Source organism: Amycolatopsis sp. CA-211722 (assembly GCF_056828465.1).
Genome location: NZ_CP184752.1, coordinates 5,728,957 through 5,753,632 on the forward strand (window position 1 = coordinate 5,728,957; position 24,676 = coordinate 5,753,632).

At 63.5% G+C, this 24,676-nt stretch carries 13 protein-coding genes; 4 read left to right on the forward strand and 9 right to left on the reverse strand.

What is annotated here, in order from left to right:
* Positions 1-355: 355 nt before the first annotated feature.
* Both ACOCEP_RS27245 and ACOCEP_RS27250 read right to left on the reverse strand, forming a co-directional pair.
* Positions 356-1,996: a hypothetical protein gene (locus ACOCEP_RS27245; protein WP_482331861.1), complete on the reverse strand. Its 1,641-nt coding sequence runs from the start codon at positions 1,994-1,996 to the stop codon at positions 356-358.
* Between the two features lie 501 nt (positions 1,997-2,497).
* The gene (locus ACOCEP_RS27250) at positions 2,498-2,770 is read right to left on the reverse strand and encodes a hypothetical protein (protein WP_482331862.1); all 273 of its coding nucleotides are present in this window, start codon (positions 2,768-2,770) and stop codon (positions 2,498-2,500) included.
* 17 nt (positions 2,771-2,787) lie between these two features.
* Here ACOCEP_RS27250 and ACOCEP_RS27255 point away from each other — a divergent pair, with 17 nt between their 5' ends.
* Both ACOCEP_RS27255 and ACOCEP_RS27260 read left to right on the forward strand, forming a co-directional pair.
* On the forward strand, positions 2,788-3,846 hold the full coding sequence (locus ACOCEP_RS27255) for an integrase core domain-containing protein (protein ID WP_482331863.1): 1,059 nt from the start codon (positions 2,788-2,790) through the stop codon (positions 3,844-3,846).
* A gap of 451 nt (positions 3,847-4,297) precedes the next feature.
* A complete protein-coding gene (locus tag ACOCEP_RS27260; RefSeq protein ID WP_482331864.1) occupies positions 4,298-4,666 on the forward strand; it encodes a GIY-YIG nuclease family protein in 369 nt (122 codons plus the stop codon).
* 236 nt (positions 4,667-4,902) lie between these two features.
* Here ACOCEP_RS27260 and ACOCEP_RS27265 read toward each other — a convergent pair whose 3' ends face one another.
* The 3 genes from ACOCEP_RS27265 to ACOCEP_RS27275 are packed head-to-tail and all read right to left on the reverse strand — an operon-like array spanning position 4,903 to position 10,324.
* A complete protein-coding gene (locus tag ACOCEP_RS27265) occupies positions 4,903-5,865 on the reverse strand; it encodes a hypothetical protein (protein ID WP_482331865.1) in 963 nt (320 codons plus the stop codon).
* Between the two features lie 11 nt (positions 5,866-5,876).
* Entirely contained in the window at positions 5,877-7,151 is a 1,275-nt protein-coding gene (locus ACOCEP_RS27270) for a CHAT domain-containing protein (protein WP_482331866.1), read from the reverse strand.
* The gene (locus ACOCEP_RS27275) at positions 7,148-10,324 is read right to left on the reverse strand and encodes an ATP-binding protein (RefSeq protein WP_482331867.1); all 3,177 of its coding nucleotides are present in this window, start codon (positions 10,322-10,324) and stop codon (positions 7,148-7,150) included. Before ACOCEP_RS27275 ends, ACOCEP_RS27270 begins: the two co-directional genes overlap by 4 nt.
* Positions 10,325-10,555: 231 nt before the next feature.
* On the opposite strand from ACOCEP_RS27275, the gene ACOCEP_RS27280 reads away from it, so the two are divergent.
* Together ACOCEP_RS27280 and ACOCEP_RS27285 are read left to right on the forward strand one after the other, a co-directional pair.
* On the forward strand, positions 10,556-15,796 hold the full coding sequence (locus tag ACOCEP_RS27280; protein ID WP_482331868.1) for an NACHT domain-containing protein: 5,241 nt from the start codon (positions 10,556-10,558) through the stop codon (positions 15,794-15,796).
* 415 nt (positions 15,797-16,211) lie between these two features.
* Positions 16,212-16,544: a hypothetical protein gene (locus tag ACOCEP_RS27285; protein WP_482331869.1), complete on the forward strand. Its 333-nt coding sequence runs from the start codon at positions 16,212-16,214 to the stop codon at positions 16,542-16,544.
* 524 nt (positions 16,545-17,068) lie between these two features.
* Here the strand turns inward: ACOCEP_RS27285 and ACOCEP_RS27290 are convergent.
* From ACOCEP_RS27290 to ACOCEP_RS27305, 4 genes are all read right to left on the reverse strand, one after another.
* Entirely contained in the window at positions 17,069-19,534 is a 2,466-nt protein-coding gene (locus ACOCEP_RS27290; protein ID WP_482331870.1) for a tetratricopeptide repeat protein, read from the reverse strand.
* A 270-nt stretch (positions 19,535-19,804) separates the two neighbouring features.
* Positions 19,805-21,889 carry an ATP-binding protein gene (locus ACOCEP_RS27295; protein ID WP_482331871.1) on the reverse strand — a complete coding sequence of 695 codons (2,085 nt, stop codon included), beginning with the start codon at positions 21,887-21,889 and terminating at the stop codon, positions 19,805-19,807.
* 352 nt (positions 21,890-22,241) lie between these two features.
* Positions 22,242-23,204, reverse strand: a complete 963-nt coding sequence (locus ACOCEP_RS27300) for a hypothetical protein (RefSeq protein WP_482331873.1) — start codon at positions 23,202-23,204, stop codon at positions 22,242-22,244.
* 239 nt (positions 23,205-23,443) lie between these two features.
* Entirely contained in the window at positions 23,444-24,295 is an 852-nt protein-coding gene (locus tag ACOCEP_RS27305) for a hypothetical protein (protein ID WP_482331874.1), read from the reverse strand.
* Positions 24,296-24,676: the final 381 nt, after the last annotated feature.

Here is a 24,676-nt window from a genome sequence, read left to right on the forward strand (position 1 = left end):
CTCGTTGATGCTGGCGCGTGATTTGTTTCACATCGACTGCGCGCTCACGCTCCGGAGGATCTATTTGTCCTTCGTGCTGGAGGTCGGCAGCCGCTATGTCCATGTTCTCAGTACGACCACGAATCCGGACGGTTGGTGGACTGCTCGGCAGATTCGCAAGCCTGATCAACGAATAGGACGGGCGCGTAAACCCACTGGTCAGAGCCAACAGCAGCCTTATGGAACCCCCGCATGCGCCTTTACGGTCCAACAATCTGATCGCCCTCCGGTTTGACGGCGGGGGTGTCCGGCGGCTGGCGCTTGTTGTTCGTGTTCACAGTGGCCTGGTTGTCGCGATTAGACGGATGGTCTCCTGCTATCGAGGCGGGCTGTTACGGAAACTTCGCCGCGATACAAGCACCTCGGAGTCAGGTGTTGGCTCAAAGGTAACGGGCACTTCTCGCTGTGTTGACCTAAGGTCAACAGCTTGAGATGTGTCGATAGTAACTCGGGTGTACCGGACCCAGACGGGGGCGATTTTTATCGCCTGGCCCGCAACGTCGAACTGGAGGTGTTCACCGTGCACCTCGATTGCGGTACCCTCGGGAGGGAAGTTGCTTATAAAGTCGTCAAGCCTATCGGTCTTGACGTGGGCAATTGGTTTGCTGTCGCGTCGCAGCTTGCCAACTTCGAAACGTGCGAGCTTGGCTGCGAATCGTATTTGTGAAATTTCTTCTTTATCGAAATTCTCCGGCACCTGAAGGGGAACAGAGAAAGTCTCTCGAATTGCAACGATATCGCCAACTAGATCTCTTGCGTGTGCAAGGCTTGAATCGAGCTCGTTGGTGCAAGGCAGAGTGACAGTCTGTCCGCCAATCTGAATGCGCATTTTGTGGGGGTTTGCAATTTTGGCTATTACGGCAAGTATTCGATGAAATGCGCCAGGGTCGGATGCCGTTAGGGTGCCTGCTTCCTTGAGGAATTCGAAGTCGAAGTTAACGGTTATTCTTGGCTGCTCGTTGGGAAGTTGGCCAATAATTAGGCGGATTCGCAGGAGGTGACTAGTGTCGTGTCCCGTCAGGGTCACTCCGTGAGATCCGACCTCTCGACGGGTTAATTGAACGAAGAGCATGGGCGTCAACGAGTTGCCATTGCGGTCTATGACATCGATGTTGGCGGCGGCGGGAAGTCCGGTGTTGTCGATGGCCGCGTCGAGTCGTAGCTCTGTAGAGGATAGGTCGAAGCCGAGCGCCTGAAGGTGCTCGTTGTGTACCGATTCAACGTACTTTCCTGGAAGTTCGACGTTCCCGCCGAATTGGAGTGCATGCTGTGCGCGATCCCAGACAAGGAGGCCCTCATTGTCATCTTCTGGGATGGCGATACCGACGGTTAAGGCGTAGTCGGCAGGCTGTCCCCCAGGCTTGGGCTTCAGCTTAATTTTCTGGCCATCGGCTGATGGTTGCAGGTTCCAGATGTGAGACAGCTCGTCGGCTCGTCGGCTTAGTGCACGCTGCCGCGCGAAGTACTGGGGGGCGGTCTTGAGGTACTCTAGTTCGGTTTTAGATTCTACAACTGCGTTGTATACTTCATTTTGAGCAGTGTCAAGGATGTATCTGCGCAGATCGGGATGCTGTGCAATATGTGCGTCAAGCCAGGTGCGTCCGAGCCATTCGAGCTGGAAGTCGTACTGCGGCTGAAGTTGCTTGGTAAACCATTCATCAAGGGCGGGGTTCTTGTCGGTTGGCAATACAAGTACCCATTTTTCCGGCTTGCTTTGGGCGGCTTTGTCTAGGGATTTCTTAATCTGCCGTCTTTGGCTACTATTAACCTTGGTGAACTTCTTGAACTCGAAGAACGTTATCCCATTGGGTCCTCGGCGCTGCGCGTCTCGCCCGCCATCTCCTCCTTTGCCGTCAATGCGCTCGGTTCCTGGGAAGACGCGCAAAATGAGGACGCTTGCAAGCTTCTCGAAGCCAGCCGGATTGTCTTCGAATTCTTCCCAGCGGACCATGGTCAAGGCAGCCTCCCAGTAGCTCGAGGGCATCATACTGGCGATGCTCAACTGGTCCGGGCTTGCCTGTGCGAAGCAGGGTTAAGGCGATATGCGGATCGGGTAAGTTAATTACTTACTTGGCTCAATAAAGGGACGATAGTAAAACTAGACTTCTCTGCTACTGCGAGTGTCCGAAGATGATCAGCTCGGCGTCGAACTGACATGCGTTCTCGAGCGCGTCACCGAGGATCGTCTTCAGATTCCGGGGACGTCCTGCGAGCCGACTATGTCGACACGTTGCGCCGACGTGCGGCGGGCGAGTAGACCGTGCTGGCTACCGATAGCAACACGCAGCGTAGTTCTTCGATGCGCAGGCTTCCGACCACGCGACAGCGCCAGGATTTGGTGATCCCAGGTACGGCGAAGAAGCCGCTCAGAGGCTCGGCCGAGGGGTGGACTCTTCACCGTGACCTGTGACTTGACTTAAGACAGGCTGTGGAGCTGGTCGGAACTGTCCTCTGAGAGTCAGCCGTCGTTTCCGTCGTTGTCGGCGGCCGCGCCGTTGGCCTTACCGCGGTCTACCGCGGTCGGGATCTCCTCGACTCCACCAGCAACCCGCTGGTGGGAGCTTGCGTACCTGACTGTTCCTGTGCCATCCCTGCCACCTTTGCTCGATGTGTGGACGGGCCCGAAATCGGCCTGGAGCGTGTGGGTGCCGGAAACGTTGTCATGAGTGTCGACCAGCTGGTTCGTGGCGTGTGGGCGGGTGGTTGATGGGGTGGTGGTGTCGTGCCTCATGATCACATGCTGTGATCATGAGGCTTCTGTATCTGCTGGTGAGGCGGGTGTTCGGTTGGCTGGTGCTGTGCTCGCGGTCGAATGCTGCGAAGGATGCGGAGATCTTGGTGTTGCGTCATCAGCTCGCGGTGCTTCAGCGTCAGGTGGTGCGGCCGCGTTTGACGTGGGCTGATCGCGCGTTGTTGGTGGCGTTGGTGCGGCTCGTGCCGGGCTGGCGTCGGTTGCGGTTGATCGTGTTGCCGCGCACGATCCTGCGGTGGCATGCGGCGCTGGTGCGACGTCGGTGGAGCTACGGGCGTCGACCGGGTCGGCCGGCTGTTGCCGTGGTGATTCGCCGGTTGGTGGTGGAGATGGCGAGGGACAATCCGGGTTGGGGTTACCGGCGAATCCACGGCGAACTCGTCGGGCTGGGATACACGATCGCGGCGTCGACAGTGTGGAAGATCCTCAAGGATGGCGGATTGGACCTGGCACCGCGCCGATCGGGACCGACGTGGAAGCAGTTCCTCGCGACCCAGGCCAAAGGCATCGTGGCGATGGACTTCTTTCATGTGGACACAGTGTTGCTGCGCCGGTTGTACGTGTTGTTTGTCGTAGAGCACGATCGTCGCCGGGTGCACATCGTGGGGGTGACGGCTCATCCGACTGCGGAGTGGCTGGTGCAGCAGGCCCAGAACCTGCTGGCGGAGCTCGACGATCGAGTGGGGAGCCTGCGATTTCTGATCCGTGACCGCGACGCGAAGTTCACCGACGCGTTCGATGCGGTGTTCACGTCGGTCGGCATCGAGGTCCTGCGGAGCCCTGTTCGAGCTCCTCGGGCGAACGCGATCGCCGAGCGCTGGATAGGCAGTGTGCGTCGCGAGTGTCTGGATCGGATGCTCATCGTCAACCGGCGTCATCTGGAGCAGGTGCTGGCCGAGTACGTCGATCACTTCAACCAGCATCGCCCCCATCGCTCCTTGGATCAACAATCGCCTGACCGGAGACTGCTTCCCGACCAGATCACGGGCGTCGGACGGGTTCGTCGGCGTGATCGGCTCGACGGACTGATCCGCGAATATCAGCAGGTCGCATGATGTGACACAGTTTTCGGCACCTACAAGGTCCCCGACGGCCGTTCTCGCCGGTTCGCGCGTGCCGCCCTTGATGGCGAGCGCGCCCATCAGTCGGGCGATACGTTTCGTGCGTGTGGTCTCGGGTGGCAGCTCCATCCCGCTGGTCCCTGTCGGGCGGGAGAGCGAGAGCCACCGCTGTTCGGCGCTCACGAGCACGTGCTGCAGGATCGTCAGGTCGTCGGTGACGCCAGGCCTGATATCGGTGCCGGACAGCCCGGCCAGTCTGCGCCCGGCCAGCCTGTCCGCGACAACGGCGAACACGGGGGCGGAGCCGCGTGCCACAGCAGCCCGCAGGGCCTGCGCGTAAATCTCCGCGAATCGGCGACGGTACTCGTGTTGTGCCGCTGGATCGTGGTTGCCGGCACGGTACTGCTCGATGGCGTAGACCGCGGCGACCCGGTCGCGGAGACCGGTGCCCCCGCCCTCCTCTTGGTCGATCTCGAAACTCATCGGTTTCCAGGCCACCGGCAAGCCCATCGTCATTACCGGCGACATGATCGACGACCTCGAAGGCGGCGTGGGCATCTACGTCGCCGAGTCGAAAGGCGGCCGCACGCTCTACGTCGGCTCGGTGTACCGGCACCGCCATGCGAGTGGTATCCGGACCCGCCTGCGTGAGCACTTCCGGCGGCCGGCACGGCGGGACACCTGGCAAACGATCACCACCTTCCCTATGAGCGGCCTCACGACGGAACGGGAAGTCCTCCGGATCGAAGGCAACGTCGCTATCTGGCTCGTCCCCAGCGAAGGCCACGCCTGGCCGCGGGTCAGGAGAGGCTAGGACGTGCAGCTCACCCGTTAGCCATCTGGTGCGGGCGGTCATCACCCTTGCGGTGATGACCGCCTGCGCTAGTGATTGAGTAGCCGCGCTGCTTCCAGTATTCCTTCAGCCCGACCACTCGGTGCGCCATCCGTAAAGGCTGCAGCGGCGCGAACATTACCGCTGGCGGGTCGGCGTCATCCTGGATTCCCAACCGGACCGGGATATGTGGCGAACTGCGGTACTGGATGGCCGACTCATCGGGCCAGGTGGGCGAGCGAGAGCAGCAGGTGCGCCGATTCCGGGTACCAGATGTCCGAATGCGCCCCGGCGGGGTTCCAGAAACGTCCTCGCCGGAACCGCCATGCGCTGTCGACATTGACGATTCGCGCTTCGAAGTCGGCGCGCTGGTAGTCGTTCTTGAGTCCCAGCAATTTGATGTGGCTAATGTGGTCGACTGGATGCCGCGCTCCGGTATGGCCGACGCCTTGTTTGCCTTCGGCCAAGTGATGCCACAGGCCGGTCGCCCGGTCGGTTCTAGCGTGCGTGAGCACGATCGGGCCGTTGACGGGTGCGTCGTGCAGAATCCTGGCGAACTTGTGGGCGAATACGTCGATCGGCGCGGCCATCTGGAACACCAGTAGCGTGTCCACTGTGTACGGATAGCGTGGGTTGTTGCGGTTCCAGCCCAGCGCGGTCGGTTTTCGGTCGGCGGCGGCCTGGACAGCCTCGACGAGAAAGCGGCCACCGAAGGAATGCCCGACACAGTGCAGGTACTGGCCTCCGGAGGTGCGCAGCGTCGTCGGGCTGCCCGGTAGCTTGCGTCGTGCGTTGAGGTAGCCGAGCAGTTGCGCGAGGACAGCCGCCGCTCGCCCGGTCGTGGTCATCGCGTGAGCCCGGTCGCGGATGCGACGGTAGCCGCTCAGGAACGGATTGCTCATGGACGGCCACCGGACCAGGACATAGTGGCCGGACCAGGTGGGCAAAGCCTGGTATCGACCGAGTTCGTCGCGGTGCAGCCGTTCCAGCGATGCGAAAAACCGAGGGCAGTCAGCCAGGACCTTTTCACGGGTGTTGCGCCAGCCGTGCACATACACCACGATGTCGCTGACGTCTGGCGGCACGTGCAGATGGCGGGCAAGAAACCCGTTCACCGCTTCCCGAGGCAACGGTCTGCCCGATTCCGGGTCGAGCACGTCACCGTGCTCGTCGAGATCCACGACCACGTGTGTCACTGTTCCACCGGCCAGAGATGGACGTCGATGCCGCGGTATAGCGAGAAGATCAGGCCGAGCGGATTTTGGTGCTCGTCGGCGAACTCTCGCGCCAGTCCCCGCACGATGTCGCCGAGTTTGGTCCGGGGTTCGAGGAAAGCAGAGAACAGCCGCGTCGTGTATTCGCGGGCGAACGCCCGTGGCAGATCGATCTGAGGTCCGATCAGGCAGCGTGCGCCACGGTGCAGCAGGTGATGCCCGAAGGCTGGGTAGAACAGTGAGGACAGCTGTCCTCCCTGGCACGCGCTCACGAACACGACCGGCCGGGTCGGCAGGGGGCGCTGGGAGAGCCAGGCGATGACCTCGGTGCCAAAGATTTTCTCGTCGTCGGTGAGTTTCAGGTACGCGAGACTGTCCTGTGCGCCGCTAACCTGTCCGTGACAGGCGAAGTACATGATGTGATCGGCGAACAACGGGTCTTGTAGTGCGTACGCTAGTTCATCCTTGTTGCGGCGGACGACGACGTGGCTGCGGTCGGTGAAGAAGTCGACGATCGGACGCACACAGGGGGTTGCGGGATATTCGTTGTCGACTCGTTCGTCGATGTTGAGCCCGACGACGAGTCGGTGGGCCGGTACGAGAACCCTGCTGTCGAATCCGGGGGTGCGGGAGAAGTTGTGTTCCACGATGTGGCTGTAGCCCCAGAAACCCGACAGCGTCCAGGTCTTCTCAGGGCCCCACAACGAACTGTGCTCGTCGGGCAGGGTGTAGAGCATCGCCCACGGCACGAACAGGTCGTCGGACTCCATGGTGATCACGTTTTCGTCGCTGCGCAGCGCCAACGTCAGGCCGTCGGCGATTTCCTTGAGACCGGCATCGCCGTTGAGGAACAGCAACGAGAACAGCGTGTGTCCGGCGCGGGCCAGCTTCAGTCCGATGGCCTCGAACTGGCCGCCGCTTGCCGCGGCCAGGTTCCAGTCGTCGACGTAGGGGAAGCGGGTGCGGTCGTCCAGGCGCTGGGCGTGCTCGACGACGTGGTGTTGCCACACCGCGCGCAGATCGTTGATCCCGGCGTCGAGTGTCGGTGTGGTGATGGTGAGGCGGCCCTGGTAGCCGCCGCCACCGTCCTGCGGAAACGCGCTGCCCCACGCCTGGACGATGTACCCGGTGCCGCCAAGATCTTTGATGAACCGGATGTGGATGCTGCGGTCGCGGTTGTACTGCCGGTCCGGGATGTGGCGCATTTCGTCGGTATGATCGATGGTGACTTCGGTGTTAAGTTCCTTGGTCATTGGCCTGCCGCCTGAGGCACGGCAACCGGGAGTCTGGCACGGATTTCCTGTAGCAGCTGGCTGTCGCGATCGAGGTACACCCGGAACACCAAGTCGACCGGGCCGGGTTCGGTGGGGACGACCTCGAACAGGATCGGCTTGCTGGTGCGATCCACGTCCAGGGTGACCACCTGGGTCACCGGCTGGGCAATGGCGTTGTCGGCGTGCAGGAGTATCCGGAGTTCGACTGGCCTCGGCAACGGCTGATCCGGGCTGTCGCCGGCCAGCACGCCTTGAGGTGCGACCATGGCGAAGGCGATGTGCGCGGCCTGTCCAAGTTGGACCGGGTCGTCGTTGACACACCAGATCCGCGCCTGACGATGTGCCCTCGGCGGTGCGTCGGTCTCCTTGACGTTCTCGAAGTCCTCGAGAACGTTGCGTGCTGCTTGCCAGTGGGCCCTCGCCTCGTCTACCCGGTGCGTGGCCTGCAATGCGGTTCCGAGGTTGTCCAGTGTCCAGCCCTCGCCCCATCGGTCGCGCACCTCACGCTGGACATTGAGCGCCCGCTCGTAGTGTTCGATGGCGTCCTCGAACCGGCCTAGCTCACGGAAGGCCGTGCCGAGGTTGTTGAGTGTCCAGCCTTCGCCCCAGCGATCACCGATCTCACGCCGGATCGTCAGTGCCATCTGACAGCAGAGGATCGAGTCGTCGAACTGCCGCAGGGCGTGGTAGGCCAGGCCCAGGTTGTCCAGGGTGAAGCCTTCGCCGTAGCGGTCGCCGGTCGTGCGGCGGTTGGTCAGTGCCTGCTGGTAGTAGTCGATCGCCGTGTCGAACTGCTGCAACCGCTGGTGTGCCTCACCGAGATTGTTGAGCGTCCAGCCTTCGCCCCATTGGTCACCGACCTCGCGCCGGATCGCCAAGGCCTGCTGGTAGTGCTCGATGGCGGTGTCCAGGTTGCGTAGCTGTTGATATGCGGTTCCGAGGTTGTTGAGTGTCCAGCCTTCGCCCTGGCGGTCACCGGTCTCGCGCCGGATCGCCAAGGCCTGCCGGTAGTGGTCGATGGCATCCTCGAGCCGTCGTAGGTCGTAGTAGGCGTTGCCCAACGTGTGAAGGACCGCCGCCTCGCCGTGGCGATCGCCGGTGCGGCGTGCAGATCCGAGCCCCGTGTGGCTGGTGGCGATCCAGTCAGCCCAGTGCTTGCGCAGGTTGAAGAAATCCCACAGCGCGACGGGCAGCCGCCACGCTATGTCGTCGTTACTGGTCAGAGCTGCCCGGCTGACCGCGTCGACTAGATTGGCGCGTTCGGCCTCGAACCATTCCAACGCCTCTTCGTGGGTCTCGAACGTGAGTGACTCGACTGCGGCGGGCTTGCCGATCAGGTTCTCGCGCGTACGTTGCGGCGCGAGGGCCTGGGCCGCTGAATCCGCGGTATGGAGGTACCAGAGGAGCGCCCGCCGCACCGCGCGATGTCGTTCAGCCGGGGGGTCGTCGACCTCCGTGCGTTCGGTGGCGTACTCGCGCAACAGGCTGTGGAACTGGAAACGGTCACGACCGATCGGCTCGATCATGTGCGACTCGGTCAGTTCATGGAGCAGGAGTCTGGTCGAGGCGCTGCTGGCGCCGACGAGCGACACCGCTTCCGAGGTGCTGAAATCCGCGCCCGGATGGAGACTGAGCAGCCGGAACGCCCGTGCTGCCACGGCTCGAAGCGACCCATAGGACAAGTCGAGGGCCGAACGTACCGACACCTCGGCCCGGCTGAACGCCTGAAGACGTGCGTCGCTGTCGGTGAGTCTCTCGACGAAATCGTGCAGGCTCCACTGCGGGCGCGCGGTGGCTCGAGCCCCGGCGACCGCCAGTGCTAGCGGGAGGTGACCGCACAGACGCGCCAGCTCGCCGGCGGCCTCTGGCTCGGCGTCGACGCGCTCCGTGCCGAGACGAAGACGCAGCAGGTCCATCGCCTCGTCGGGTGCCAGGACGTCCAGGTTGAGCCGAGTGGCTCCGTGGCCTGTCACTAGCCCGGTGAGCTGGCTCCGGCTGGTGACAAGGGTCAGGCATCGGCGCTCGCCGGTCAGCAGCGGACGAACCTGTTCCGTGCTCGCGGCATCGTCGAGCACGATGAGCATCCGGCGCCCCGCCGTCAAGGCCCGGAATAACGCGGCCATCGCGGTTGGTTCTTGCGGGACTCGATCGGCCTGCACACCGAGCTCTGCGAGGAAAGCGTCGAGTGCGATCTCCGGCGCCAGAGGATCCAATGAGTTGTTCGCACGCAAACTGACGAAGAGTGTTCCGTCTGGGAACCGTTCGCGAACGCGGTCCGCCCACTGAACCGCGAGCGCGGTCTTGCCGACGCCCGCCATGCCAGTGATCGACACGATGACCGACCTGTCGCTTTCGCCGAGCATGGAGTCGAGACGGGCCAGTTCCGCCTCCCTGCCGACGAAAGACAGCGGGGAAGGAGGTAGCCGCCGAGGAACGGGCCGCTCCAGCGGCTCCTGGCCGGGGAGGAGGGAGCCGAGCCCCGGGCGAACTCTGACCTGCGCGGCGGCCCCCGATACCACGCCGGAGACCTCGTTGACGATGCTGCCTCTCGAGCGGCCCTCGCCGGGGGAGGAAGCTTGGCGTGGCTGCGAAGTGACTGGCCCACCGGGCGGATCCGGATGCCCGGCCACGGAAACCCACGCGGCCGCGGACGTCTCCTTTTGCATGACCTCCACCCGGCGAAAGGAATCGTCGAGGATTCGCGTGTGCCGGACGACCTCTTCGAAGAACGAGGACGAGACGATCAGTGCCAGTGCGGCCGTCGAATCGACGAGAGTAGCCTTCAGGGCGTTCGCGTCCAGCAACCGGAAGGCGTGGTTGACGGCGGGAGACGTGATCCCGTGCATGTCCCAGCTGACCTCGCCGGCATGCAACGCCATGCGCAAGCGTATTTGTTCCTCCCGCGGATGGCGACGATTGTGCTCGTCCAGCGCGGCCACCAGTCGACGGGGAAGTGCGTCCGCGATCGCACCTTTGGCGATGTGCGGCGGTACGAGAAGGAGCATTCCGTCACCACGGTCCTCGACATCACAGGAAGACCACGGAACGCCCACGCTTTCCAACGACTCCCGGATGAGCATGTACAACCCTTGGCGCACGGCGATCCGATGACGGACGGTGCGGCGCGGGTCGCCGAATCCCGCAATGTCCACGACAACGATAGTGCGGTGCGATGGTGACATCTGACCTCGTGGCAAGGAATCAAGGACTGACGAACAAGCATGCACATCTGAGGGCGCGGCCACAAGACGCCGTCGGATTCCCAACCGTTCGGGACGGTTACACGGCGTATGCAGAGCTCCGCGTCCAGCGCCTTCTTGTGTCTTCCCCCGCCGCGCCCGCTGGCTGTGAGAACATGCTCGGCACGGCGGGAGGAGGTCGGGGTGGGACGCGACGAGCGGCCGATCGAGAACCGGATGGATGTCAGCGGTGACCTCACCAGTGCCGCGGTTCAGGCGGGCTTGGTGCACGGTGGACTGCACATCCACCTGGCGGCGCCATCACCTGGACCGCAACCGGCGGCCGACCCGCCCGACAGCTGGGACGACCTGCCGGAGCTTCCGCCGTCGATACAGCAACTGCTGCACGCACAGGTTGAGATCGCGCAGGACTTTCCGTACCGGTTGCCAGGTGCGCAACGGCCGTCATTGTCGGCGGTGTACGTCCGTCAGGACATCAGCAGCGGGTCCGAAAGCCAGCCGTCGGAGCCGGAGCGTCCGGTCCCGATGCTGGACAGTCGTGGCCAGCTGATCGACGTCCCTGCCCGGTCGGTGACCAGGCTGGTGGTGCGCCCGCCGTCCCGGACGGTCCGCGCCGCACTCGACGACGACGATCACCTGCTGATCACTGGCGGACCTGGACAGGGAAAGTCGACTCTCTCACTGCGGCTGGCGGCTGACATCGCCACGCGGTGGTCCTCCGACGGCGACGCCCCGCTCACCGAACCGGTGATCCCGCTACGAGTGACCGCACGAGAGCTGGCCACGCGGCTCGACCTGCCGTTTTTTCAAGCACTGGCCGAAACCGCGCTGGCCGAGTACGGCTCACTGCTGGCGTCTCCCGTTGAGGCGGATACGCTGGCCAGGCGAGTCATGGGCTGCCGCTGGCTGCTGCTGGTCGACGGACTGGACGAGGTGGCCGACGGGAATCAGCGGGACCGCCTGATCAGGGTGCTGGGCACCTGGGCGTCGGATGTGGCCTCCTCGCACCTCCGGATCGTTCTGACAAGCCGGCCGATCGCAGGGATCGCACTCGCACCGTTCCAAGTGGCGGGAGGGGCGCGCTACGAACTACTGACGTTCGATGAAGAAGCGCTTCGCGCCTTCGCCGCCAACTGGTTCGACGACAACGTCGCTCAAAGGTTCGTCAGGCAGGTCCACGAGGCCAATCTGGACGAACTCGTCCGTATCCCGCTTCTCGCCACGATCGCCGCGATCATCTTCGAGCAGGACTACAACCGCCGGTTGCCGGACAACCGGTACGAGCTTTACGAGGCATACCTGACCTACCTGCGTTCCGCCCGCTCGGCCGCGCCCTCGTCGTGGGATCACCTGCGCGAAAGTCTTCTGGAACACCTGGGCAGGGTCCGGCTCGAACAGGACACCTCCCTGGTGACAGCGGCCTGCACATGGATCAGCGAACATCTGCCTGAGGCCTGCGCGACCACCACCTGGCAAGAAGAGCTGACGACCTATCTCGCGGCGATCGGTCCCTTCAACTCACGTGGCGGAGACCTCAGATTCCTGCACCACAGCTTCGCGGAGCATCTCGCCGCCACCGCACACGGGCGTCTTCTCCCTGGCGAGTTTGACCCGGGGTGCCAGGAATTCGTTCGTCTTCTCCACGCCGCACGCCCGGAAGAACGTGGTCGGCACGCTCGGCTTGTGCTGCTCCACTACACGCGCCTGCACCCGGCGGAAACCGACAGCCTGATCCGGCACCTCCACGCGGGCAATGGAGCCATGCACGTGTTGGCGGCCAGGCTTCTCGCGTGGCACGCACCAGCGACTACCGAAACCACGGAGGCCTTCCTGTCCACGGCACGAGGATGGGCGTCCACCACGCAGTATCCGTCCAGTGTCATTCTGACCCAGGTCAGCCGCGCCGCACACCACCCCGGTCTCTCGGAGTGGCTGTGCGACCTCATGGGAGACAGTGAAGCGCCATGGGAATCGCGGATCAAAGCGGCACGAGCGCTGGCCACCCGGCTCTACGGCTCTGATCGCCGCGGAGCGCTCACGCTGCTGCGAACAATCACGAGGAACGAGGCGATCTCAGTCGAGTTCCGCTTCGAAGCGGCGAAGGCGCTCGCCGACTGCGGCAGTGCCGAGCACGCTGGCGCCGTGAGCGGTTTGCGCTCGGTACTGAACAATCCCGCCACAACTGCTTGGCAGACCCGCAGTGCCGCGACCGTGCTCGCCGGTCTGGGCGCGGAGCCACGGCGCGAGGCGATCGAAGCGCTGATCCAGCTCCTCGAAGAGCCCCGGATTTCGGAGAGCGACATGGTCGATGCCGCCATGGGGCTCCTCGAAATCAGCGCTGAGTTCCATGACCGATGTGCCGACGTTTTCCGCAGGATTGTCACAAAGCGGAACGGCTCGATCGCCGGCCTTCGGGACGCGACACTCGGTTTGGCGTCTCTGGGACCAGATCACCTCGCAGAAGCGGCCGCCGCCCTCAAAGGACGTCTCATCGACAAGCGTCTGGTCGGCAACCCCCAGATGGTGTTCATCGCCCGGTTGCTCAGCGACCTCGGACCTCTCTATCGGGTTGAAGCAGGAAATCTTCTTCTGGCTTCGGCGAAAGCACCAGAGACAATCACAGCCACTCGTGTGAACATCGCGAGTTCGCTCGCGGAGTTCGGGCCGGAATTCCGTGAATCGGCCCTGGTATTGCTGCGTAAGGTATTGGCAGACCGTTTGGCCAGCACGAACAACCGGCTTTGGGCGGCCAGGGCCTTGGCGGACTTCGGCCCCGAACATCACGCCGAAGCAGCACGAGAGTTGGAGCGGCTCGCTCGCCATCCTCTTGCTCCGGGATTCGAGCGAATCATCGCGCTGGGCAAACTCGCCGACCTCGGTGAGCCATATCGAGCTCCGGCGATATGTACCCTGCGGGGTGACCTCATGGCACGAGACGTCGAACCTGACAGAAGGATCCGTGCAGGTCGAGAGCTGATCCGGCTCGGACCGGAGTTTCAGGCCGAGGCAGCCCGGTATCTGGTCGAAGTAGCGTCGAACTGGGCGACCACCCCGGACGTCCGCGTGACAGCTTGGCGTGAACTCAGGTCTTTCGGCAGTGCTCTGCGTCACCAGGCGTCAAGCGCCCTTCTCGCGTTGATGGGTCCTGAAGCGGCGGCTGTTTGGGAGACACATCGCGCGGAGGGCAGCTTCGTCGGAGGCGATACTGATCTCCAGGCGGCGGCAGCAGAGGCTTTCACCTCAATCCTGCGGGACCCGGAGCGCGGAGTGCGGCATCGTGTCGCCGCTGCTCATAACCTGGTCAACCTCGGACGTAGTCATCATCAGGTCGCCGTCGACGGTTTCATCGACCTCCTCCAGAACAAGGAGATACCAGCCAGCGAATTGGACTCCGCAGTCAGCAGCTTTTCAGACATCAGCGTCAGCCTGCGCACCGAGCTGGCAGCCTGCCTCAGGTCTGCGGTGTCGGATTCCATGACCTCGGCGACGCTTCTCTGCGAGACTGCAGAGGCCTTGACTTCGTTGGAGATGCCTGCTTCCGACGTCGACGCGGCTCTGCGCGCCTGCTTCGTCGACGAGAAAACCCCTCCGGCTTCCCGCTGCGAGGCCGCCATGATCGTGGCACGCACTCCGGCCGCGGAGTTCACTACCGCGGTCAGCACGATCCTGCGGCTCCGATACGACATCCCGGCCAGTACCTGGATCAAGCATGTACGCGAGCTGAGCACGCTCGGCGCCGACGTCATCAACGACGTGCGATCGGCAGTCTCGGAGCCCACTTCGAGCCGGTGGCTACGCGAGCAGAGCGCGATGGCGATCGCCGAGGAAACAGCTGACCTCCGTGAGGAAGCGCTGGCCGAGATACGTTCACAAGCAACGGACGAATTCCTCGAGTTCACCTGGCGGACCGAGGCGATCATGCGACTTGTGGAACTCGATCCGTCAACGACAGACGCCGCGAAGGTTTTCCACAGATCAGTGCTTGACGACGAGCAGTTGCCCGTCACTGCCCGAGCCGAGGCGGGGTATCAGCTCGTAAGGCTCGAACCGGACCAGTATGGCGCCGTGATCTCGGTGCTCCGGCATCTAGTCTGTAGTCCTCCCTTCCCGCAGTCCGAGCGTGCCGATGTGCTCAGCTGGCTTGACTACCTGTCGTTGCCCTCGCCCGAGCTAGTACCGCTCGCACGCGCCATCGTTCACGACCCGTCGACCTCGTACAAGACCCGTCAGAAAGCGGCTCAGTATCTACCTGCTAGCGAACTCAGAGACCTCTCGAGGACAACAATCGGCGACCGCGCAGCACCAGTCACTTCTTGGCCCTCAGCAGTCAACTACTGGCACGACGCGAGGTCGGTGGCGGCGGAGGTCGAAGCCATCCTCCGAGAAACGGTGATCGCCCCTGAAGCCTCATGGGAAGAACGTGTCGAGGCCGCAGCCAGGCTTGCCGAGCTGTCGCCCCGGCTCACTCGTGACTCTGTCGGTCTCCTGGAGAAACTCAACGGAAGCGGGCGGCCGAACCACAACGTGCTGCTGGCGTTAGCGGAGCTTGACCCGGCGTGGAGAACACGTGTCGTCGCTGACGCACGGCGCACGCTTGACGCGGAAGATCAACCATGGCAGCAAAAAGTTGCTGCAGGCACCCTTCTCCGGCAAGTGGTTTCCGGATCACTGCCCGACCCGGACCGCGACCGTCTCTCCCGGCAGATCTCCGACGTTCGTGTCGCTGACCAGGTTCGCCTGCGCACACTCTTCGCGCTTGATCGACTGGATGACATCCGAGCGATCCGTGACGGAGAGCATACTGGCCCAGCAGCGCGATGGTTGGCAGCGAATTGGCTTCGCAACCATCAATGCGATGACCGCGAGAGGGGTGCGCAGGTTCTTGACAGGATCGCGGGAGATAAGTCCTGCCGTCCTCCCCTTCGATGGCGTGCAGCAAGAGAGCTCGCCAGGTTCGGAGCACGCGGTCGGGCGCTCGCGGCTGTGCGACTTCAGGGCATGATGTCCGACGAGATGATCCCGGTCATAGTCAGGGTCGACGCCGCCCGGGTTCTGGGAGAGTTTCGGCCTGACCTACGCGGCGAAACCCTTAGTCTGCTCCGTCGGCTTCAAACTGCCGAGAACCCGAGGGCCCGGCTTCAAGTTCTCGAAGCACTAGGCGCGTACGAGCCTGACGAGGCCGCCAGAGCACTGCACGCCATGGCCGAGAACCAGGAGCTCAAGCCGGCGGTCCGACTACGGTGCGCGGCCGCATCGGCTTGGCTGCTCCGTGGTTACGGCGAGACCGCCGCGATCGTATGCCGGGAACTGGCACACGACGAACGCGTTCCTCGGCACATCCGCGTGAAGGCGGCGGAGCGTCTGGCCTTGTTGAGCAGTCTCTGCCGTTCGGAAGCGCGAGACGTCCTTGCCCAGCTGTCCTGATCGGAAGCGATGAAGCCGGGCCCGGCGGCTCGAACCCGCCGTACGCGCCAGCGGATCGGCAGGATACGTACCGGCTGGACAAGGCGCCTCTCGACCACGACGAGTGAGGCCTGATCCAGTGCCCGGTGTTCCCTGGCGCGTAGCGAACGTCGGCGTCGTAAGAGACGACGTCGCGTCGAGGGGAACTCGCGACCGAGTCCTGATAACCGCACAACGCCCGCCGCCCGGTCGCTCGGGTTGGTGACAGGGCCGCGGGCTGACTCAGCGGCCAACTGTAATGATCACCAGGAACTCCGTACGGGTCATCGACGTGGTCGCCCCGGTCAAAGGGGGTCCGGATACCACAGAATGCCAACGGGGTTTGCCCACTCGGTACTGTGGACTGGGTTAGGACGTGTCGACTGAAGGAGTGAATGTGCCGGATCCGGTTCTTGTGTCCATCGCTGCGGCCGCGGCTGGGCGAGCCATCGCGGGTTTGTACCAGCTGATCAAGAAGCAGTTCGCGGACGACGAGGTGGCGACCGCGGTGCTCGAAGCCGCGGAAGAGGCGGCCGAAGACTCGGTCGAGGTGCGAGACCTCGGCGTCGCGTTGGAGCAGGCGGAGGCGGCCGACCCGGACTTCAGTGAACGCTTGCGTGCCCTATGGCAGCAAAATGCCGACAACAGCGGTGTGACCAACCAGGTCTCGGGCACCGTGCACGGCAACGTGGTCCAAGCGCGCGATATCAGCGGGGGGATCACTTTCTGATTCGCTGTTGCCGGCCAGGGGAGGACCGATGGAGCACGGCGGCCACGGGAACCGCATCGACGGCTCTGTCCACGGTTCGGTGGTACAGGCCAACGTCATTCACGGCGGGGGTTCACTTCCTGCCCGGCGGTCCGGGCTATGGCCTGGAGTTCCGTAAAGACGTGGATGGCGCCTTGAGACGGCTGATCCGGGCTAGCCCGACCCATCTTCTCGATCCGCGGTCGGAGGTCGTCCCGTCCGGTTCCCGGTCGTTCGAGCAAGGGAAGCTTCGGTCGTGGCGTGACACACCCGGTGACCTGTCCCTTGTCGTCCTCCATAGCCGTGCGGGGCAAGACATAGAGTCGGCTCGCCGCGCAATTCGCGTGAGTCTGTCGAGGTGGGATGGGCGGTCGCCGATGTCCGTCGCGCGTTCGGGCGGGCGTCGAATCGGGTGGCGGTAGAGCAAACCCTGCTGGTCGTGATCGACTACGCCGATCAGTGGACGAAGGATCAGCTCGCCGACGGTCCAGGATGCGTGTCTTGTGCTATTCGGTCGCCTGTTGTTCTGTTGGGAGCGTCTTCATGATGGCGCGTGCTTGTTCGCGTAGCAGGAGTTCCTCGTCGTAGCTGTGTGTCCCACGGCGAACGCGGCTGAGATAGGCCAGGGTCAGTGCTTCGCCGTGTCTGTCGCCGAGTGATCGGAAGATGGCCAAAGCGGCGGCATGAGCGTTGTTGGCTTCTTGCCAGCGTTCGAGAGTTTGCTGGGCCTCGCCAAGGGTGTTGAGGACGCTGCCCTCGCGAGGCTTATCGTCGAGTTGTCGGCATATGCGGATTGCTTCAGTGGAATACTTGATCACTAAATTCTGGTCTTCTACGTGCTCGCTGATGGTGACGAGGTGTTCCAGTGCCGAGAGTTCGCCTGCGCTGTCTTCAAGATTTTTGCAGATGGCCAAGTCGCGTTGGTGGTACTCGGCGGCCTCCTGCCATCTGTTGAGGGTCTGGTATGCGGCGCCGATATTGTTCAATACGTTGGCCTGTAGGTGGAGATCGCCTAGTCTTTCGAAGATGTCGAGGGCCCGTCTGTGCCGTCGGATGGCTTTCAAAGGGCGTTGGAAGTGGTGATCGGTCAGGCCCAGGTTGTCGAGTGCTGTTCCCTCGTGGTGCGGCAGGTTCAGCTTGCGGGCCAGGTCTGCTGCCTGCCGGTGCAGGATGGCAGCGTCGCCCCATTCGTTCAAATCCTGGTGGGACAAGGCGAGGTTGTTGAGTGTGGACGCTTCGCCGTGACGGTCGCCTGTCGCCCGGAACACGGCGAGCGCCTCACGATGACACCGGGCGGCGTCGTGATGGCGATCCATATTCTGATGGGCCAAGCCGAGATTGCTCAATGATGCTGCCAAGCCCTGCTGCTCACCCAATTCCCGGCAGATGAAGATCGACTTTTCCGCGTAGTCGGCGGCAGTCTCCCACTGGTGCAAGTACTGATATATTCTGCCAATGCTGTTGAGTAGCATTCCCTCGCTATTCCGGTCTGGGATCCGTCGAGCGCAGGCCAGGGCAAGGCGATGAGTGGCGAGCCATTCGTGCACCATTTTTCGAAGGTCGAAATAGTGGTAGAGGTGGTTCGTCAGGTTGATGGCGTAGGCGTCGGCGCCGAAAAGGCTGGTCATCCTGACAGATGCAACCAAGTTGGGATATTCGGCATCGAACCGGGCGACAGCCGACGCCCGGGCAGCCGATCGAGTACCGCTGGGCGCAGACTTGGCGGAATCCAGGCTTTCGCCGGCACCAGTGCTGGAGGACAGGTAGTAGACCAGGAGACGCCAGGTCGCCGCGGCCAAGTCATTGCCGACCTCGGGACCGACTGCCTGGACTGCGTTCTCGGCGGCGTGGAGCCGGAGCAGATCGTGAATCTGCCATCGGCCGGGAACGGGCTGCTCTAACAACGACAGACGCTCTAGGGCCCGGAGAATGGTCCTCAGCTGACCGTCGGGCAGGTCGGTGACTTCGGCCGCGGCGCGAAAGCTGATGTCGACGCCGGGAGCGCAGCAGATAAAGACAAAAGCGCGCAATTGTTCCGCGGGCAGCCTTCGATACGACCAGGACAGCACGGCAGGGAGGTTCACGGCACGATCGCCGTCGTCTAGGGCGCTCAGGCGGGTCGCCTCGTTGCGCACCTCGGTGGCGAGATCGCTCAGCGGGAAGCGAGGGTGGTCCGCGGCCCTGGCGGCGACGATGCTCAGAGCCAGCGGAATGCCACCGCAGCACTTCACGAGAGTGTGCACGGCGCCGGGTTCGTCGTCGACGCGCTGGCTACCCAGGCGAGCCGACAGCAGTTGGCGTGACTGTGCCGCCGACAAGCACTCTACGGACAGCACGCGAGCACCGTGTGCCGTGACCAACCCTGGTAGACGATGCCGGCTGGTGACTAGGACTACGCAGGTGGCGCTACCCGGCAGTAACGGCGTGACCTGGTCGGCGTCCGCGGCATTGTCCAGGATGATCAGCATCCGGCGCCCCGCGACGAGGCTCCGGTAAAGCCCGAACTGAGCATCCGTGCCGAGGGGCATGCGTGTCGCTTCGACACCCAGCGCGTCGAGGAAGCCGCGCATGACCATCGCAGCAGGCGCGGGTTCGCCCGCGGGTGCGAAGCCGTGCAGGTCGACGAACACCTGGCCGTCCGGAAAGCGATCGAGATGATGATGGGCCCACTGCAACGCGAGCATGGTCTTACCCACGCCGCCGATTCCGGCGAGCGCAGTCACCACCGCCCGTTGTTCACCGGCGCGATCGACGGCTTCGGTGATGGCCGCCATCTCTTCGGCGCGGCCTGCGAAGTACGCGGATACCGGTGGTAACTGCCGGGGGACCGGCGTTGGTGCCAGGGAGTGGACATGCACGTCGCCTGTGATGGCCCCGGTCTGTATCAGGTTGCCGGTGACCGGACCGGTATGGACATTGCGGATCGCCGGTTGCTGCTCTTCGGTTGGCGGCGTGTCGGCGTTAGCCGTCATCGGCACCTCATATCATGGTTTCGTTCAGATCCATACGGTGTCGGCCTACCGTAGCGGTCAGCTGTGCCGAGGCGGACTTGTGCCGTCCGCCGCCGTGACGGCGGCTGCTCTGCAAGCGCTGACACTTTGGGCCGTCGTCGAATGCGGCGGTGAACCTAGCACTCAGCTCACCGAAGCAATATCTCACAGTTGCGGGGATCTCCGTTGCAGACAAAAGCAGACGCCGGACTCTAAGACATGGGCAACGCAGCACACTCCTGGAAATATCGGTTAGCTGACTGTGCTGAGCTTCTGACGGACGCGGTCGGCGTCTTTGGTGCGGTATTGCGACTGAAACAGCTCGAGAGCTTGTTCCCATGCCTCGCGCGCCGCCGCCATGTCCCGCTCCTCAACCGCATCTCCGAGGAGATCGAGCGCGTTGGCTTCTGATGCGGCATCGCCGAGTTCCCGGTAGAGGGACAGGGAGTGCTGGTAGGTGTTGACCGCGAGGTCGGTGTCACCGGTGTGGTGGGCGATGTATCCGAGGCTGAGCAGTGTGGTTGCTTCGCCGCTGCGGTCCTGTCGGCTTCGGCATTGTTCCAGGGCGTGGGCGCAGTGCTGATGCGCGTGGTCGAGGTTGCCGATTTTGGCGGTATACCAGCCGATCTCGTTGAGGGCGTGAGCGCTGCTGACCGGGACACCGACGTCCTCATAGAGGCGGAAGGCGTGTTCGGAGTGCTCTAGGGCTTTCTGGTATTCGTTGCGTTGGTCCCAGGCGACTGCGAGTGCGCGATGGGTGTGGGCCTCACCCAGCTGGTCGCCGTGCTCTTGTGTCCAGGAGATGCCGTCTTGCAGGTGGTGGAGCGCGTCATCATGTTGGCCGAGCAGCGCGGCGGCGCGACCGCAATGGCGGTAGGCGCGGGTGCGGAGACGAACATCGGGCAGGTGTTGGGACGCGGCCAGTCCTGCTTTCCATGCTGTCTGGTAATCCTGGAGGTGCCCCTGGCGGAGCTGGACGGTGGTCAGAGCCCAGGCGAGCTGCCATGCCGCCGAGTCCCAACCCCTCTTCGCCGCCAGTTGCAGGGTGGCCATCAGATTGGCCCGCTCGGTGGTGAGGTAGGCCCAGGCGTCGTCACGGTCAGCGAGTTGGCGGGGTACGCAGCCAGGAGTCAGTTCGTCGAGCTCGATGGGGGTGTGGTTGGGTGCGATGAGCAGGTCGGCGGCGTGTGCGGTGTGGCACGCGAAGGTCACCAGGCGGCGCAGGCCCTGGGCTTCGGCAGTGGGCTCAGTGTGGCGTGCGGCGTAGAGCCGGACAAGGTCGTGCATCCGGTAGCGCTGAGGCGCGTGCTGCTGGATGAGTGACACGCGCTCGAGCGACCGCAGGATCGTGCGTGTCTGGGGTTCCGGTGTGCCGGTGAGGCTGGCGGCGGCGGGCACGCTGATGTCGGGCCCGGGCGCCGCGCCGAGCAGTGCGAACACTGTGGTCTGTTCTGGAGTGAGGGCGCGGTAGGACCAGGACAGCACCGTTTCCAGGCTGCTGGTCGGTGTTCCCTCGTCGAGCGCCTGCAGACGAGTGGCGGTGTCGCGCAGTTCCGCGGCCAGATCCGTCAGTGGAACGTGCGGGTCCAGGATCGCGCGGCCAGCGACGATGCTCAACGCCAGCGGTAGCCCTGCACAGCTGCGCACCAGCTCAGCCACCGCGGCGGGCTCGGCCGCCAGCCGGGCATCGCCCAGCCGGCGGGCGAGCAGCATGTGCGAGTGTTGCTCGTCTAGTGCCTCGACGGTGACCGGTTGTGCGCTGTGCCGGGCGATGAGGCCGGCCATCTGATCCCGGCTGGTCACCAGCACCGTGCAGCGGGAACCACCGGGCAGTAGCGGGGTGATGTGGTCGCTGTCGCGGGCGTTGTCGAGCACGATGAGCATCTGTCGCATTGCGACCAGGCTGCGGTACAACCCGACCTGTGCCGACGGCTCCGCGGGAATGGTGACCGAGGGGACTCCGAGGGCGTCGAGAAACCCGCGGATCGCCTCGTGCGGTGGCATCGGGTCGTCGCTGGGGTCGAAGCCGCGTAGGTCAACGAACAGCTGCCCGTCTGGGAAGCGGTCCTGGTGAAGGTGTGCCCAGTGCAGCGCTAACCAGGTCTTCCCGATCCCGCCAGCGCCAGCAAGGGTTGAGATCACCACTGTGGAGCCCTTCCCCAGCTCGTGCTCAAGCACCGCAGTTAGGCGTGCCAGCTCGGTTTCGCGGCCGGTGAACAGCGACGATGCCGCTGGCAGCTGCTGCGGCACCACCGACGGGCGCCTCGCCTGCTCAAGGACGATCGTGCCGACATCCCTCGCCTGAACAGCGTTGCCCAGGACGTCACCGCGGATCACGTTCTGCCCCTCTGAGGTCCCCACCATGCCCCTCAGTGTGCCTGATCGCAGGTCACTGATCCTCCACAGCTCAGAGATCTGAAAGGAAGAGAGCTATCGGTACGGCGGGCGGGCGTGCCGGCTGGTTTGCGGCCGTGGGGTGGGCGAGGCAGCGCGGCCGTCGTCGGCCACGTGGCAGCGTCCGGGACCTGTTCGCAGCTAACGGCCTTCTTCCCTTCGAGACGATGATCTGTGTATGGGAGGTGTGCTTTACATCAGTGGCATCCTCCCCGAGACGAACAACCCTTCATCCGACAAGGAAGTCGCTCTTCTGATCACGTGCCCTCGGATATCGTGGGGACAACGCTGTTCGTCACCCGCTGCTGTGCCACGACGTGAGCTTGGGGCCGTCGATGCTCTGGTCCATGCCCAGCAAAGTGACGTTCTGCCCTTGGGAAACGGCGGCAAAGATGACACTCACGCGGTCGAAGCCATTGGGGCCGAGGGGAGTCCTCGTCCAGGAGGCCCCGTCGGACGATGTCCATACGGCTCCGAACCGGTCCTTGCCCTCGGTGCCGCCCAGGCCGATGAAGCCACCATTCCAACTGTGCACAGCCGATACACGCTGCCTACCGCGCGGCGTCACACCTTTGTCCGGGAGTTTGCCCAGGTCGATCGCGCCGGTCGTCCACTGCGTGTCCCCGTCCCGCCTGAACCAGGCCGTGAGACCAGGGCTTTCCTCGTCCTTGTCGAACCACGTGGACAGCGCTACGGTCGTCTGTCCTGTTCGGCCGATTGCATCCGGCATCATCTTGGGCAGGCCGGAACCGATGTCCTGCCAGTCCGAGCCATTGGTGCTCCACAGAATGAGCGGAGAGTTACTTACTGGCCTGGGGATACCGTGGAGCAGGAACCCGTCATGCACCGCAGTGAGGCGTATTTGGCCACCTTGGACGACCTTCTCTCGAATCCGGGTAGTTCGGCTGAATTCCTTTCCATCCGGTGAGTACCAGACGCGTAATCCTTCGGCTGCAGACGAGCTGCCGCTGGTCGCTCGGTCATATCCGATGACCACGACGCCTTGAGGGCCGGCCGCGATCGCTAGGTACGGGTCCTTAGCCATCGCACCTGGAAGCTCTGTCTTCCGCCAATCACTACCGTCGCTGGTCTGCCATACGGAGGTGGCTGCAGCGCTGTGACCCAGCACGTACGCGCTGTCGCCGAAGCCGGCCAGCGGGCCGTAGCTCAAGCCGGTGACGCCGTCGAGTCCGGCAGCTCGCCATGTCTTCATGTCAGACGTGACCAGCACGTTCGGATTTGGTCCTTTGCTCACCACCAGCGCGCCTCGATCCCATCTGCCGATCGCCGGATGAAGTGAGGTGACGTTCGACGGCAGTGTGACGGCTTCAGGTGCGCTCCACTTCGGAGGCTCGAAGCTCGGGGCAGGACGCTGACTGAGGGGCGCTTGCGGAGGTGGCTGGGCCGGCTCTGTGGCTAGTGTCGAGGGCGTACTGCTGCAGGCTGTCACCAGTGTAAGTGCGAAGGCCAATGTGACGACTGCGTTCTTTCGCGTAGTCAGCACGATGCTCCACTTGTTCGCGGTATCCAGCGTCGGCTGTCAGGTTGCTCGACACAGAACGGTCGGGCCGCGGTCGTGGCTGTCGTGCGTATCGGCTTGCCTCCGTCGTCGATGAGAAGCTCGCCACGTCCTATTCCGGAGCTCCAGGGAATTCGAACACGCCACTCGATGTCTTCGTCAGTCGATGTTGGTGTGATGATGATCTGCTCCGGATCTGTTCCGCTTACTTTGTAGGGAAAACTCGCAGTCCCTGGCTCAGGAACCGCGCTCGGCGCGACCCTGTCCAGGTTGGCGCGGAAGAAGCGAGGGATGACATCGCTACCGCAATTGGATGGCAGGAAAGTGCCGGGCATGGCAGGCCTGCGGCTGACGATCTCGATGTTTATCGAGTGCAGGATCACCGATTCGGCTGTAAGGCCTTGTAGCGTCAGGACGACCGAGCCGCCACTGCCGAGAACAGCATCGACAGGCTTGTCCGTGTGCGCGATCGGCGCTTCGTCACTGGTGGGAACGACCCAACCGGATTCGCAGTCCTTCTTCGGGTAGAGGTCAAGCGTCGCGGCAATCGGCACAGCGTGAGAGGAAGACGTCCTTGCTGCTGTGTTCGGTGACTCGACGGTAGGATGATCTTTGTGCCATACGCTCGGCACTGCGATGGTGAGGACCGCGACAAGCAGAATCGCGGCGACTATGTACAGCCCACGGCGATCATGGTTGTGAGTCTCGCTTCTGTCGTGGATGTAAATTGAGTCGATCGCACCGGACTGGATGACATTTTTCGGGCTCCCATCCACTGAGTTGGTGACGCGTGGTTCGGGCTTCTCGGTTGAGGGAGACTCATCGGGCACGATGGCTATGTCGGCATTGCTCGGATCGGCGCAACAGCTCGGCAGTGGGACGGAGTAAACTATATCGAACGGTTACAGTCGAGATTCTGATCTGTGCTTTGAAGGGCGGACAAGGCGGGCGCGTGCCACCGCCTGACGTCAGGGCATGAGGTCGATGCGCGCAACTGACTGAGAACGCCTGGCAGGCGGAGCATCACGGCTGCAGCAGGATCTTCACTGGTGACGAAGTCAAGAGCTTCTTCGATCCCGATCAGATGGGGACGCCCCCCATCACGTTTTGCCGCTCGACTCGGTGGAGGGCGTTGGTGGTAGTGCCCCCTCGCTAGCGTGGCTTCGTCTCAGGATGCGGGCCAAGCAAGATCGCCTAATCTAGGACGACCG